The organism is Falsirhodobacter deserti (assembly GCF_004015795.1).
GTDB classification, from domain to species: domain Bacteria; phylum Pseudomonadota; class Alphaproteobacteria; order Rhodobacterales; family Rhodobacteraceae; genus Falsirhodobacter; species Falsirhodobacter deserti.
In genome coordinates, this window is sequence record NZ_ML137218.1 from 782,357 (window position 1) to 795,948 (window position 13,592).

Here is a 13,592-nt window from a genome sequence, read left to right on the forward strand (position 1 = left end):
TCCCCTTGTCATGGTCGTGGCTTCGGTCATCGCGCCTTGGTGCCATGAAGGCAAGGCGGGGGGAAGGGGCGGTTCACCTCCGCGCGATGCGCCTTGCCGGATGAAGGGGATGGGCCTAAACCGCCCTCGGCAAAGAAGGGAACGGGATATGGCAAGACGCACCGATACGGATCGGGCATCCTCGCGCAAGGTCGGTGCCCTGCGCGCGCTGGTCCCGTTCCTGAAGCCGTATCGCCTGATGGTGACGGGCACGCTGGCGGCCCTGACCGTCACGGCGGGGGCCAGCCTGTCGCTGCCCATCGCCACGCGCCGCGTGGTCGATGGCTTCGGCACCAGCACCGAACAGTTGCTGGACGACTACTTCCTTGCCTTCCTTGGTATCGCGGCACTTCTGGCCGTGGGAACGGGCGCGCGGTATTATCTTGTCACGCGGCTGGGCGAACGGGTGATCGCCGACATCCGCCGCGCCCTGTTCGACCGCGTCACGGGGATGAGCCCTGCGTTCTTCGAGAACATCGTCACGGGTGAGGTGATCTCGCGGCTGACAACCGACACGACGCTGATCCTGTCGGTTATCGGATCGTCGGTATCCATCGCGCTGCGCAACCTGCTGATGATGACGGGCGGGCTGGTGCTGATGCTGTTCACCTCGGCCAAGCTGACGGGGATGGTGCTGCTTCTGGTGCCGCTGGTTGTCGTGCCGATCGTCGTGATGGGCCGCCGCCTGCGCACCCACAGCCGCGAGAACCAGGACCTGATCGCCCGCTCTTCGGGCAACGCCGCGGAGATGCTGGGCGCCACCGCCACCGTGCAGGCCTTCACGCAGGGCGAGGCTGTGCGCGCGCATTTCGCGGGCCTGACAGAACAGGCCTTCGCATCGGCCCGCCGCCGGATCGCCACGCGGGCGGTGATGACGATGATCGTCATCTTCCTTGTGTTCTCGGGCGTCGTTGGCGTGCTTTGGGTGGGCGCGCGCGATGTGCGGGCCGATGGCATGACCACGGGCGAACTGGTGCAGTTCGTGATCTATTCGGTGCTGGTTGCCGGTTCGGTCGGCGCCCTGTCCGAGATATGGGGCGAGTTGCAGCGCGCCGCGGGCGCCACCGAACGGCTGGTGGAACTGCTGAACGCCGAGGACAGCGTTCAGGACCCGCCCGTGCCCATGCCCATGCCGCGCCCCGTGCGCGGAGAGATCGTGTTCGACAACGTCCGCTTCCACTATCCCCAGCGGCCCGGCCAGTCGGCACTGGACGGGATCACCCTGCGGGTGGCGCCGGGGGAAACGGTGGCACTTGTCGGCCCCTCGGGCGCGGGCAAGACGACGGTGCTGCAACTGCTGCTGCGCTTTTACGACCCGCAGGGCGGCGTGGTCAGCATCGACGGCGTGGAACTGCCCACGATGGCGCGCGACGATTTCCGGCGCGAGGTGGCGCTTGTGCCGCAGGATCCGGTGATCTTCGCCGCCAGCGCGCGCGACAACATCCGCTTCGGCCGCCCCGATGCCACGGATGCCGAGGTGGAGGCCGCCGCCCGCGCCGCCGCCGCGCATGATTTCCTGGCCGCGCTGCCCGATGGGTATGACACGCAGGTGGGCGAACGCGGCGTGATGCTTTCGGGCGGGCAGAAGCAGCGCATCGCCATCGCCCGCGCCATCCTGCGCGACGCCAGAATCCTGCTGCTGGACGAGGCGACCTCGGCCCTTGATGCGGAGTCGGAGGCGGCAGTCCAGCAGGCGATGGAGCGGCTGGCGAAGGGGCGCACAGTGATCGTGATCGCGCATCGTCTGGCCACGGTGAAGAAGGCTGACCGGATCGTGGTGCTGGACCACGGGCGCATCGTGGCCGAAGGGACGCATGACAGCCTGATCGCCGATGGAGGGCTTTACGCGCGGCTTGCAAAGCTGCAATTCACCGATCAGTGAGTTTGCAGGGAGGGCCGGATGCCCTTTGCCACCCGCGCCGATCGTGAGGCCATAGAGGCCGAGATGCCGTGGCGCGACCGCGACGTGCCGCCGACGATCCACCGCGCGCTGGGCGCGCGGATTTCCGACGCGCCGGCGCTGTCGTTCCAGCTTCTGTCCGGCCCCCGGTCAAGATCCGTCACGTGGAGCTGGCGTGAGCTGCACCGCCACGCCGTTCAGGCCGCCAACCTGCTGCGGGATCTTGGCGTTGGCCCCACGGACAGGGTGGCCTTGATCCTGCCCAATGCGCCCGAAACCGTGGCCGCGATGCTGGGCGCGATGATCGCGGGGGTGGCCACGCCCATCAACCCGCTGCTGGCGCCGGGCCAGATCGCCAGCCTTCTGCGCGAAACGGGCGCAAAGGTGGTGATCACGCTGAAGGCCTTTCCTTCCACCGACATCGCCGCCCGGGTGGCCGAGGCGCTGGTGCATGCCCCCGATGTGCGCACCGTGCTGGAGGTGGACCTTCAGCACTGGCTGGCGCCGCCGAAATCATGGCTCGTTCCGCTGCTGCGGCCCCGCCACAAGGTGCGCCATCGCGCCCGCATCATGGATTTCGCGCTGGTCCAGCGCCAGCCGGAGGCCCTTGCCTTCGACGATCCGCCCGAAGATCGCGTTGCGGCCTGCTTTCACACGGGTGGCACGACGGGGATGCCGAAGCTGGCGCTGCACCGCGTGCGCGCGATGCTTTACAACGGGTGGGTAGGTCACCGACTTTTGTTCACCGCCGATGACGTGATCCTGTGCCCGCTGCCGCTGTTCCACGTTTTCGCCGCCTATCCGGTCATGATGTCGGCGCTGATGACGGGGGCGCATCTGGTGCTGCCGACGCCTGCCGGGTATCGGGGCGAGGGGATGTTCGACAACCTTTGGCGCCTGATCGAGCGGTATCGCGCGACTTATCTGGTTGCAGTGCCGACGGCGCTTTCGGTTCTGATGCAGCGGCCAGTGAACGCGGACCTGTCCAGCCTGCGGGTGGTCTTCTCCGGCTCGGCTCCGCTGCCGCGCGAGTTGTTCACGCGCTTTCGCAAGGCGGCGGGGGTGGAGGTGATCGAGGGCTATGGCCTGACGGAAGCAACCTGCCTGATCGCGGCGAACCCGCCCGACGGGGTGAAGAAGGTCGGGTCGGTCGGGCTTGCCATGCCCTATGCCGAGGTTCGGATCGAAGGCGGGCAGATCATGGTCCGCAGCCCGGGCACGGATGGCTGGCTTGCAACGGGCGATCTGGGGCGGATCGACGATGAAGGGTATATCTTCATCACCGGCCGCGCGAAGGACCTGATCATCCGGGGCGGCCACAACATCGACCCGGCCGAGATCGAGGAAGCGCTGATGGCCCATCCCGCAGTGGCCATGGTGGGGGCGATCGGCCAGCCCGACGCCCATGCGGGCGAGGTGCCCTGCGCCTATGTGGAACTGGTGGAAGGCGCCGCAGCCTCGGCCGAGGAGTTGCGCGATTTCGCCCGCGCGCGCATCAACGAGCGTGCCGCCGTGCCCCGCCATGTGGAGGTGGTGGCGGAGATGCCCAAAACGGCCATCGGCAAGGTTTTCAAGCCGGAGCTTCGCCGCCGCGCGATCACCCGTGTGCTGAACGAGGCGCTGGCGGGGCGGGGGCGCGTGATCGATGTGGTCGAGGACCGCGACCGCGGCCTTGTCGCCAAGATCGAGGGTGATGTTTCGGCGTTGGGCGCGTTCGCGGTGGAGTGGGAAGCGGCAAGCTCCGCGTCCCCGTGAAGGGGACACTCGCCCGCCGCTGCTGCCGCGAGCCTCAGGTGGCGGAGCCGCCGATGGTCAGCCCGCCGATCATCAGCGTCGGCTGGCCGACGCCCACGGGAACCCATTGGCCCGCCTTGCCGCAATTGCCGATGCCGGGGTCCAGCGCCATGTCGTTGCCGATGGCGCGGATCTGTTGCAGGGCGGTGGCGCCATCGCCGATCAGGGTTGCACCCTTGACCGGTTCCTGCACCTGACCATTCCGGACGCGATAAGCCTCGGTGCAGGAAAAGACGAACTTGCCGTTCGTGATGTCCACCTGCCCGCCACCAAAGCCAACGGCATAGATGCCATCCTTTAGATCGGCGAGGATCGCCTTGGGATCCGCATCCCCGCCCAGCATGTAGGTGTTGGTCATGCGCGGCATCGGGATATGGGCATAGCTTTCGCGCCGCCCGTTGCCGGTGGGCGCAACACCCATCAGGCGGGCGTTCTGGCGGTCCTGCATGTAGCCGGTCAGGATGCCATCCTCGATCAGCACGTTGCGGGCGCTTGGCGTCCCCTCGTCGTCGATGGTCAGCGATCCGCGGCGGTCGGGCAGGGTGCCGTCATCCAGCACCGTCACGCCCGGTGCGGCAACGCGCTGGCCCAGCAGCCCCGCGAAAGCAGAGGTCTTCTTGCGGTTGAAATCACCCTCCAGCCCGTGGCCGACCGCTTCGTGCAGCAGGATGCCGGGCCAGCCTGCACCAAGCACCACGTCCAGAACGCCGGCGGGGGCGGGAACGGCATCAAGGTTCAGCCTGGCGATCCGCACGGCTTCCTGCACCACGGGCTTCCAATGTGCCGGATCCATGAGCTGCGCAAGCCCGTGGCGCCCGCCACCGCCCATGTTGCCGGATTCGCGCTGCCCCCCGCGTTCCACGATGACAGAGATGTTCAGCCGCGCCATCGGGCGCATATCCGTCAGGCGCAGGCCTTCGGGGCGCAGGATCTCCACCTCCTGCACGCTGGCGGACAGGGCCGCGGAAACCTGCACCACCGAAGGATCAAGGCTGCGGGCGAAGGCGTCGATCTCGCGCAGCATGTCGATCTTCACGGCGAAGGCGGCATCGGCGATGGGATCGATCGCGGCGTAAAGATGGCGGTTGGTGCCGGGCGGGGGCGGGGCCATGACACCGCCCCCATCGCCCACCGCCAGCCGCGCCGTTTCCGACGCGCGCCGAAGCGACTTTTCGTTGATGCGGGTGGAATGGGCATAGCCGGCCACCTCTCCGCGCACCGCGCGCAGCCCGAACCCTTCGGCAGCGTCATAGCTTGCATTCCGGATGCGTCCGTCATCCAGCACCAGCGCCTCGGACCGGCGGCGTTCCAGGAACAGTTCGCCATCATCGGCACCCGCAACGGCATCGCGCAGGATGGACAGCGCCTGCGCCTCGTCCAGAAGGGTGTCGAAGGGGCGGAATGGGCTGTCGGTCATGGCGTCCTCTGGTCGTTCGGGCTGGTGTGACGTATATGGTGCCATGCAGGGGCGGCACAACACGGGCCTTGGGCGTTATGTCCCATTGATGGGCCGGCCGATCCACGCCAGAAGCCACCCCGCATCCTCGGAGGAGCATCATGAGCGACAGTCGCAGTTTCGAAGCCACGGGACAGGCCGGGTTCGCGGACTACTTCGCGCTGCTGAAGCCGCGCGTGATGACGCTTGTCGTCTTCACGGCCTTTGTCGGCCTTCTGGTGGCGCCTGCCAGCGTCAACCCGGTGGTCGGCTTCGCCTCCATCCTGTTCATCGCACTGGGCGGCGGCGCTTCGGGCGCGCTGAACATGTGGTGGGATGCCGATATCGACGCGATCATGAAGCGCACGAAGAACCGCCCGATTCCGGGCGGGCGCGTGGCGCCGCAGGATGCGCTTTGGTTCGGGCTGGTGCTTTCGGTCGTGTCCGTCGTGATGCTGGGGCTGACGGCGAACTGGTTTGCCGGGGCGTTTCTGGCCTTCACCATCTTCTTCTATGTCGTCATCTATTCGATGTGGCTGAAGCGGACGACACCGCAGAACATCGTGATCGGCGGCGCGGCGGGGGCCTTCCCGCCCATGATCGGCTGGGCCGTGGCCACGGGCGGCGTGTCGGTGGAAAGCGTGCTGATGTTCGCGCTGGTTTTCATGTGGACCCCGCCGCACTTCTGGGCGCTGGCGCTGTTCATGAAGTCAGATTACCGCGATGCGGGTGTGCCGATGCTGACGGTGACGCATGGGCGCAAGTCCACACGGGCGCATATCCTTGTTTATACGCTGCTGCTGACGCCGGTGGCGCTGGCGGCTGGCTTCACCTCCATCGGCGGGCCGGTCTATCTGACGGTGGCGGTTGTCGCGAACGCGATCTTCATGTGGGGCGCATGGCGCATCTGGCGGCGCGACGAGGATGTGGCCACCGCAGATGACTACCAGGTGGAAAAGAAGGTCTTTGCCTTCTCGCTCCTCTACCTCGCGGTACATTTCGGGGCCTTCCTTGCCCAGGCGGCGCTGAAGCCCTGGGGCCTTGGGGGGTGGTGATGTCGCGCAACGTCGCCCTGGCGCTGGTGCTGGCCGGTTTCGCGGCCCTTGTCTTTGCGATAACGCTGGCAAAGCTTGGCTGATCTTGCCGCAGCCGTTCGCCGCGCATAACGTGACGCGATCGGGCAGGGGGCCGCGTTGATCCGGATGGTTTGGGCACAGGCATTGGCTGGCGCGCTGCTTCTGGCGGCGATGTCGCCTGTGCCGTCGGCCCTGGGTGCGGCCTTGCTGGGCACTGCTGTGTGGCTTTGGTGGCGCGATCAGGTTCCCGCTGATGCGCCGTTCTGGCTGCGCCATGCCGCGGCCTTCGCCCTGCTGGCCGAGATTGCGATCTGCCTTGGTTGGTTCGCCTTCATGCATCAGGAGGGGTGGCTTTTTGCCCCCGCCGACGGATCACGGCATCTGGCCGAAGTCGCGACGCTGGCCGTCATCGCATCGGCGGCGCTGGCGCGCTGGGCGCTGGATGTGCGGCAGGACCGCGATCTTGCGCTTTGGGCCGCGCTGGCGCTGGGCGCACTTGCGGGCGCGGTGGAACTTTATGGCCTGCGCTTCGGTGGGTCTGCCCCGTTGGCGGCGTTGCGGCTGGCGCATCTGGGGCTGGGCCTTGCGGGCCTGCTGGCGGTGCGGGGCGCGGGACGGCTTGCACTGACGCTGGGCGTCATGGCATGGATCGGCGTCGCGGGAGTCTGGAGCATTCTGCAATTGGCGATGTGGCTGGCATGAGGTTGATTGCGATATCCGGCGCCTTGGCGCTGCTGTGCCTGTTCGCGGGTGGCTGGCAGATCTGTGCCCATCACGAGGCCGAAGCCCGCGCCGTCGCGGCGGCAGAGGCGCTGACGGGACAGCCCGATGCACTTCCCGCCGATCCCGCCCCCGCGACGGACCTGTTCCGCCCCGTGCGCATCGCGGGAACGCTGATGGGCGATGCCCTTCTTCTGCCGGTCGATCATCCGCAAATGGGCGCCGGTCTGCGTGTCATTCAGCCGATCGAAACCGGCGGGCGACGCATCCTGCTGGATCGCGGTTTCCTTTATCAGGCATGGGCAAACGATCCGCTGGTGGCCACCCAAGTGGAGGTGAACGGAAACCTGGACTGGCCTGCGGATCTGGACGATCTGGCGCGGCAGGCGCAGACCCTTCCCTTGCTGGTGGTGGCGGCCACGCCCACGGGCGACGGGGTGGTGCCGGTGCCGGTCGATCCGGCCCGAATGAAGGGCAGGCACATGCGCAACGCGCTGGCGTGGTTTGCTGTGGCGGCAGTGCTGGCGGGGATGACTCTGCTGCAACACTGGCGTATCAAGCGGCGTGGCGAAGGAAATGTGACGCAATGAAGTATATCTCGACCCGTGGTGCCGCCCCCGTCCTGACTTTCGGCGAGGCGATGATGACCGGCCTTGCCCGCGATGGCGGCCTTTACCTGCCCGAGACGATCCCGGCCTTCACCGAGGGCGAAATCGCCTCTTTGGCAGGACTTCCGTACGAGGAGGTGGTGTTCCGCGTCATCCGCCCCTTCACGGGCGACACCTTCGCCGATGAAGAACTGCGCGGCCTGATCGCGGCAGCCTATGAAGGCTTCGCCCATGATGCCCGCGCGCCGCTGGTGCAGCTTGCGCCCAACCACTTCCTGCTGGAGCTGTTCCACGGCCCGACGCTGGCCTTCAAGGACTTCGCGATGCAGCTGATCGGCCAGCTGATGCAGGCTGCGCTGGCGAAATCAGGGCAGCGGATCACCATCGTGGGCGCCACCTCGGGCGATACCGGATCGGCCGCGATCGAGGCATTCAAGGGGCTGGAGAATGTGGATGTCGTCATCCTGTTCCCGCATGGCCGCGTGTCCGAAGTTCAGCGCCGCCAGATGACCACCCCGCATGAGGCGAACGTGCACGCGCTGGCACTGGATGGCGATTTCGATGACTGCCAGGCCCGTGTGAAGGACATGTTCAACGACTTTGCCTTCCGCGACGCGGTGGGGCTGGCGGGCGTGAACTCCATCAACTGGGCGCGAGTGCTGGCGCAGGTGGTGTATTACTTCACCGCCGCCACGTCGCTGGGGGCGCCGCACCGTGCAGTCAGCTTCACGGTGCCAACGGGCAATTTCGGCGACATCTTCGCCGGATACATCGCGCGCCGGATGGGGCTGCCGATCGAAAAGCTGGTGGTTGCGACCAATCAGAACGACATCCTGCACCGCGCGCTGACCACGGGCGAATACAAGCCGGACGGGGTCATTCCCTCCATCAGCCCGTCAATGGACATTCAGGTGTCATCGAACTTCGAACGGGCGCTGTTCTATGCCTATGACCGCGATGGTGCGGCCGTGGCCCAGCTGATGGACGAACTGAAGGCCGGCGGCTTTTCGATCAGCCAGGGCGCGCGGCAATCGCTGGCGGATACCTTCGCCTCGGGCCGCGTATCGGAAGATGAAACGACGGCGACCATCCGCGACGTTCTGGCCGAAACGGGGGAGCTTCTTTGCCCCCATTCGGCCGTGGGCGTTGCCGTGGCCAAGCAGCATCTGGGCATCGTTCCGATGATCACGCTGGCCACCGCCCATCCGGCCAAGTTCCCAGACGCCGTGGAAGCTGCGGGCGCCGTGCGTCCCGAGCTGCCGCCGCACATGGCCGATCTGTTCACCCGGGCCGAGCGTGTGACGCAGGTGCCGAACGATCTGGCCGCCTTGCAAACCATCATTCGCGAAAGGACCGGCCGTTGACCGTCCGTCTGACGACACTTCCCAACGGCTTTCGCATCGTGACTGAAGACATGCCGGGGCTGAAATCAGCCTCGGTCGGTGTCTGGGTCACGGCAGGCGGACGCCACGAGCGGGCCGAACAGAACGGCATCGCGCATTTCCTTGAACATATGGCGTTCAAGGGCACAGCACGCCGCACCTCGCTGCAGATCGCCGAAGCGATCGAGGATGTGGGCGGCTATATCAACGCCTATACCAGCCGCGAGATGACGGCCTATTACGCCCGCGTGCTGGAGGATGACGTTCCCCTTGCGCTGGACGTGATCGGGGACATCCTGCTGAACCCCGTTTTCGACCCGCGCGAGATCGAGGTGGAGCGGGGCGTGATCCTGCAGGAAATCGGGCAGGCGCTGGATACGCCCGATGACATCATTTTCGACTGGCTGCACGAGGTGTCCTATCCCGACCAGCCGTTCGGGCGCACCATCCTTGGCCCCGAGGAGCGGGTGGCGAAGTTCACGCGCGACGATCTTTGCGGCTTCGTGGCCGAACATTACGGGCCGGAGAAGATGATCCTTGCCGCCGCCGGCGCGGTGGATCACGACGCCATCGTGGCGCAGGCCACCGAACTATTCGGCGGCAGGGCGCGCGGCCCCGCGCAGACCATCGCGCCCGCGGATTTCATCGGCGGCGAGTGCCGCAGGGCGAAGACGCTGGAACAGGCGCATTTCGCGCTGTCCTTCGCCGCACCCGATTATCGGGCGCCCGATGTCTATACCGCGCAGGTTTATGCGATGGCGATGGGCGGGGGCATGTCCTCGCGCCTGTTCCAGAAGATCCGCGAGGAACGGGGCCTGTGCTATACCATCTTCGCGCAGGCGGGTGCCTACGAGGATACGGGGCAGGTCACCATTTATTCCGGCACCTCGGGGGCGGAACTGGGCGATCTGACGGGCCTGACCATCGACGAGTTGAAGCGTGCGGCCGATGACATGACCACGGCAGAGGTTGATCGCGCCCGGGCGCAGATGAAGGCCGGGATGCTGATGGGGCTGGAAAACCCGTCCTCGCGGTGCGAGCGTATCGCGCGGCTGCTGGCCATCTGGGGGCGCGTGCCCGAACTGGAGGAAGCGGTGGAGAAGATCGACGCCGTGACCGCCGAGGATGTGTGCGCCTATGCCGGGCGGCTGCTGTCGGCACCCACGGCGATGGCGCTTTACGGCCCGGTCGATGCCGCACCGGGGCTGGAGGCGATCCGGCAAAGGCTTGTCGCCTGATGCTGGGGCTGCGGCGTTCCCCACGGATCGAGACGGAGCGGCTTACCCTGCGTCTGCCGCAGCACAGTGATTACACCGGTTGGGCAGGCCTGCGGGCCCGCAGCGCCGATTTCCTGCAACCATGGGACCCGATCTGGGCGCCCGATCACCTGACGCGGCGGGCATTTTCCAATCGCGTCGGCTGGTCGTCGCGTTCGGCGGTCGAGGGGTCTGCCCTGCCATTGGTGCTGATCCGGCGCGAGGATCAGGTGCTGGTGGGCGCGATCACGCTGGACAATATCCGGCGAGGACCTGCGCAGGTGGGCACGCTTGGTTATTGGGTGGGGGAGCCGTTCGCGCGGAAGGGATATATGCGGGAGGCTATTCTGGGCCTGACCCATCACGCCTTCACGGTTCTGGATCTCAGCCGGCTTGAAGCGGCCTGCTTGCCCGAAAACGCCGCCTCGCGCGGGGTGCTGGAAAAATGCGGCTTCAAGTATGAAGGGGTTGCGCAAAGCTATCTGCAGATTGCGGGGCGCTGGCGCAACCACGTGCTTTATTCCAACCTGCGGAATGATCGCCGTGGCCGCACAGGGGCGGGATGATGCTGAACACCGCCGGTCCTGCCTTTCTTCAGGCGCTGGCGGCGCGGCTTCCGCCCGATACCCTGCGCCCCGCCGAACCGCGCCACCTGAGCGAGCCGCGCGGCAAGTTCGCCGGCATCGCCGCTGCTGTCGCGCTTCCCAGGAATGTTGACGAGGTGGCGACCATCCTTTCCGCCTGCCATGCCGCAAGGGTTGGTGTCGTGCCTATCAGCGGGGGCACCGGGTTGGTCAGCGGGCAGGTGATGACCTCTGGCGCGCTGCCGCTTCTGCTGTCGACGGAACGCATGTCGGCCATTCGCGCGGTTCACGCGGCCGAGAATGTCGTCGTGGCCGAAGCGGGTGCGATTCTGGCTGATGTGCAGGCCGCGGCGGTTGAGGCGGGACGGCTTTTTCCGCTGTCCCTGGCTTCGGAAGGCACGGCGCGGATCGGGGGGCTGCTGTCCACCAATGCGGGTGGACTGAACGTCCTGCGCTATGGCACTGCGCGGGATCTTTGCCTTGGGGTGGAGGCCGTGATGGCCGATGGCCGCGTTCTGCGCGGGCTGCGGCGGCTGCGCAAGGACAATACCGGCTATGACCTGCGCAACCTTCTGATCGGGGCCGAGGGAACGCTGGGAATCATCACTGCCGCCTCGTTGAAGCTGTTCACGCCGCCTGCGCATCAGGCGACTGCCTTGCTGACGGTGCGCGATCCCGAAGCGGCGCTTGCGCTTTTGACGCTGGCACAGGGCCATGCGCCCGGGATGGTTGACGCGTTCGAGTTGATCTCGGGGCAAAGCCTGCGGTTTCTGGCGGAGGTCATGCCCGATCTGCGCCTTCCCGTGGCAGAGGCGGAGTGGCTGGTGCTGCTGGAGCTTGGATTGCCGGCGGCGATGGGCGGCGATGCGGCGCTGGAGGCGGTTTTCGCCGAGGGGCTGGAGGCGGGGCTGCTGACGGACGGGCTGATCGCGCAATCGGGCCAGCAGCGCGAAGATTTCTGGGCACTGCGCGAGTCGATCCCTGAAGCAAACCGCCGCATAGGGGCCATCGCGAGCCACGACATCTCGCTTCCGCTGTCGCATGTGGCCGCCTTCATCCTCGAGGCGGGGGAGGCGCTGCGCCCCTTCGGCGCCCGCATCAACTGCTTCGGCCATCTGGGCGACGGCAACCTGCATTTCAACATCTTCCCGCCCAAGGGGCAAACCCGCGACGGGTTCGCCGCAGGCCCGATCACGCGGATCGTCCATGATCTTGTGGCCGCGCATGAAGGCAGTTTCAGTGCCGAACATGGGCTTGGGCGGCTGAAGGTGGAGGAGCTGGAGCGTTACGGCGATCCGGTGAAGCTTGCCTCGATGCGGGCTATCAAGGTGGCGCTGGACCCGCGCGGCATCCTGAATCCGGGGGCGGTTCTGCGGGGCTGACCATCATCCGCCAGCCCGCCCCCTGCATGAAAAAAGCCGCCCCGAAGGGCGGCTTTTCAATAAGTGCCTGAGGCGATCAGATTTCGTCCAGCGCGTCGATGGCCTTCTGGAGGTCGTCTTTCGACACCTCTTTCTCGGTCACGTTGGCACCTGCGACGATCTGGTCCACGACCTTGTCCTCGAAGATCGGGGCGCGCAGTTGCTGTTGCATCTGCGGGTTCTTCTGGACGAATTCGAAGAACGCACGCTCCTGACCCGGGTATTGACGTGCCTGGTTCAGAACCGCTTGCGTCATTTCCTGATCGGTCACCTGCACGTCGGACTTGCGGCCGATCTCGGCCAGCAGCAGGCCCAGACGCACGCGACGTTCGGCCAGCTTCTTGTGCTCGTCCGTCGGTTCGATCTTGTCGTGGTTGTGGTCGGTGTGGTCAGGGTTTTCCTCGTGCCACAGCTGGTGCGCGATCTGGCCGGCTTCGGCTTCAACAAGGCTCGGCGGCAGGTCGAAGGACACCATGCCGTCCAGCTGGTCCAGCAGGGCCCGCTTCAGAACGGCGCGCGATGCGCCCTTGTATTCGGCTTCCAGACGCTCGGAGATCTGGGCCTTCAGGCCAGCCAGATCCTCGGCACCGTATTTCTTGGCCAGCTCGTCATCCAGCTCGGCCTCTTTCGGGGCCTTGACGGCTTTGACCTTGCATTCGAACAGGGCTTCCTTGCCTGCCAGATGCGCCGCGCCGTAGTTTTCGGGGAAGGTGACCTTCACTTCGACTTCGTCATCAACCTTTGCGCCGACCAGCTGTTCTTCGAAGCCGGGGATGAAGGAACCCGAACCCAGAACCAGCGGATAGTCTTCGGCGGTGCCGCCCTCGAACACTTCGCCGTCGACCGAACCCTTGAAGTCGATCACGATCTGGTCGCCGTCCTTGGCTTTGGAGCCCTTGCGACGGTCGTCGAAGGATTGCGCCGTGGATGCGAGGTTCTTCAGCGCTTCTTCAACCGAAGCTTCGTCGGCCTTGACGATCAGACGCTCCAGCGTGACGGAGGAGGCGTCGATTTCCGGAATCTCGGGCAGGGCTTCGTAGGTCATCTCGACCACGACGTCCTGACCTTCGGCCCATTCTTCGCCGCCGACCATTTTCACGTCGGGCTGCATGGCCGGCCGGTCGCCGGTTTTTTCGAAGTGGTCTTTCATGGCGCCATCAACGGCGTCCTGCATCGCGTCGCCAAGAATGCGCGGGCCGAACTGCTTTTTCAGCATGGCCAGCGGCACCTTGCCCTTGCGGAAGCCCTTCATCTCGACCTCGGGCTGCGCCTCGAGCAGCTTTTCCTGCACCTTGGCGTCCAGCTCGGCCGCCGGCACGGTGATGGTATAGCCGCGTTTCAGGCCTTCGTTCAGGGTCTCGGTGACCTGCATATGAT

General features: G+C 66.2%; 11 protein-coding genes. 9 read left to right on the forward strand and 2 right to left on the reverse strand.

Annotated elements, in window-relative coordinates; all coding sequences use genetic code 11:
- Nucleotides 1-148: 148 nt before the first annotated feature.
- Both JX25_RS03955 and JX25_RS03960 read left to right on the forward strand, forming a co-directional pair.
- Complete coding sequence (locus tag JX25_RS03955; protein WP_128253787.1) at nt 149-1,921, forward strand: ABC transporter transmembrane domain-containing protein; 1,773 nt, start codon at nt 149-151, stop codon at nt 1,919-1,921.
- Between the two features lie 18 nt (nt 1,922-1,939).
- A complete protein-coding gene (locus JX25_RS03960) occupies nt 1,940-3,694 on the forward strand; it encodes an AMP-binding protein (protein ID WP_128253788.1) in 1,755 nt (584 codons plus the stop codon).
- A 34-nt stretch (nt 3,695-3,728) separates the two neighbouring features.
- On the opposite strand, the gene tldD is transcribed toward JX25_RS03960, so the two are convergent.
- Nucleotides 3,729-5,150 carry a metalloprotease TldD gene (gene tldD, locus JX25_RS03965; RefSeq protein ID WP_128253789.1) on the reverse strand — a complete coding sequence of 474 codons (1,422 nt, stop codon included), beginning with the start codon at nt 5,148-5,150 and terminating at the stop codon, nt 3,729-3,731.
- A 140-nt stretch (nt 5,151-5,290) separates the two neighbouring features.
- On the opposite strand from tldD, the gene cyoE reads away from it, so the two are divergent.
- The 7 genes from cyoE to JX25_RS04000 all read left to right on the forward strand — a co-directional run bounded on the left by cyoE (nt 5,291) and on the right by JX25_RS04000 (nt 12,176).
- Nucleotides 5,291-6,223 carry a heme o synthase gene (gene cyoE, locus JX25_RS03970; protein ID WP_128253790.1) on the forward strand — a complete coding sequence of 311 codons (933 nt, stop codon included), beginning with the start codon at nt 5,291-5,293 and terminating at the stop codon, nt 6,221-6,223.
- A gap of 138 nt (nt 6,224-6,361) precedes the next feature.
- Nucleotides 6,362-6,946 (forward strand): hypothetical protein, encoded by a 585-nt coding sequence (locus JX25_RS03975; RefSeq protein WP_128253791.1) that lies wholly within the window; start codon nt 6,362-6,364, stop codon nt 6,944-6,946.
- Entirely contained in the window at nt 6,943-7,554 is a 612-nt protein-coding gene (locus JX25_RS03980) for an SURF1 family cytochrome oxidase biogenesis protein (RefSeq protein ID WP_164876047.1), read from the forward strand. Before JX25_RS03975 ends, JX25_RS03980 begins: the two co-directional genes overlap by 4 nt.
- Complete coding sequence (thrC, locus tag JX25_RS03985; RefSeq protein WP_128253793.1) at nt 7,551-8,936, forward strand: threonine synthase; 1,386 nt, start codon at nt 7,551-7,553, stop codon at nt 8,934-8,936. The genes JX25_RS03980 and thrC overlap by 4 nt, the downstream gene beginning before the upstream one ends.
- Complete coding sequence (locus tag JX25_RS03990; RefSeq protein WP_128253794.1) at nt 8,933-10,192, forward strand: M16 family metallopeptidase; 1,260 nt, start codon at nt 8,933-8,935, stop codon at nt 10,190-10,192. The genes thrC and JX25_RS03990 overlap by 4 nt, the downstream gene beginning before the upstream one ends.
- The gene (locus JX25_RS03995; protein ID WP_128253795.1) at nt 10,192-10,776 is read left to right on the forward strand and encodes a GNAT family N-acetyltransferase; all 585 of its coding nucleotides are present in this window, start codon (nt 10,192-10,194) and stop codon (nt 10,774-10,776) included. Before JX25_RS03990 ends, JX25_RS03995 begins: the two co-directional genes overlap by 1 nt.
- On the forward strand, nt 10,776-12,176 hold the full coding sequence (locus tag JX25_RS04000; RefSeq protein ID WP_128253796.1) for an FAD-binding oxidoreductase: 1,401 nt from the start codon (nt 10,776-10,778) through the stop codon (nt 12,174-12,176). The genes JX25_RS03995 and JX25_RS04000 overlap by 1 nt, the downstream gene beginning before the upstream one ends.
- A 76-nt stretch (nt 12,177-12,252) precedes the next feature.
- Here JX25_RS04000 and tig read toward each other — a convergent pair whose 3' ends face one another.
- Nucleotides 12,253-13,587, reverse strand: a complete 1,335-nt coding sequence (gene tig, locus JX25_RS04005) for a trigger factor (protein ID WP_128253797.1) — start codon at nt 13,585-13,587, stop codon at nt 12,253-12,255.
- Nucleotides 13,588-13,592 lie beyond the last annotated feature (5 nt).

What these genes read in the sequence shown, in the direction of transcription:
- JX25_RS03955 (WP_128253787.1), top strand. Translation starts at nt 149, where the DNA reads ATGGCAAGACGCACCGATACGGATCGGGCATCCTCGCGCAAGGTCGGT.
- JX25_RS03960 (WP_128253788.1), top strand. Translation starts at nt 1,940, where the DNA reads ATGCCCTTTGCCACCCGCGCCGATCGTGAGGCCATAGAGGCCGAGATG.
- tldD (WP_128253789.1), bottom strand. Translation starts at nt 5,150, where the DNA reads ATGACCGACAGCCCATTCCGCCCCTTCGACACCCTTCTGGACGAGGCG.
- cyoE (WP_128253790.1), top strand. Translation starts at nt 5,291, where the DNA reads ATGAGCGACAGTCGCAGTTTCGAAGCCACGGGACAGGCCGGGTTCGCG.
- JX25_RS03980 (WP_164876047.1), top strand. Translation starts at nt 6,943, where the DNA reads ATGAGGTTGATTGCGATATCCGGCGCCTTGGCGCTGCTGTGCCTGTTC.
- thrC (WP_128253793.1), top strand. Translation starts at nt 7,551, where the DNA reads ATGAAGTATATCTCGACCCGTGGTGCCGCCCCCGTCCTGACTTTCGGC.
- JX25_RS03995 (WP_128253795.1), top strand. Translation starts at nt 10,192, where the DNA reads ATGCTGGGGCTGCGGCGTTCCCCACGGATCGAGACGGAGCGGCTTACC.
- JX25_RS04000 (WP_128253796.1), top strand. Translation starts at nt 10,776, where the DNA reads ATGCTGAACACCGCCGGTCCTGCCTTTCTTCAGGCGCTGGCGGCGCGG.
- tig (WP_128253797.1), bottom strand. Translation starts at nt 13,587, where the DNA reads ATGCAGGTCACCGAGACCCTGAACGAAGGCCTGAAACGCGGCTATACC.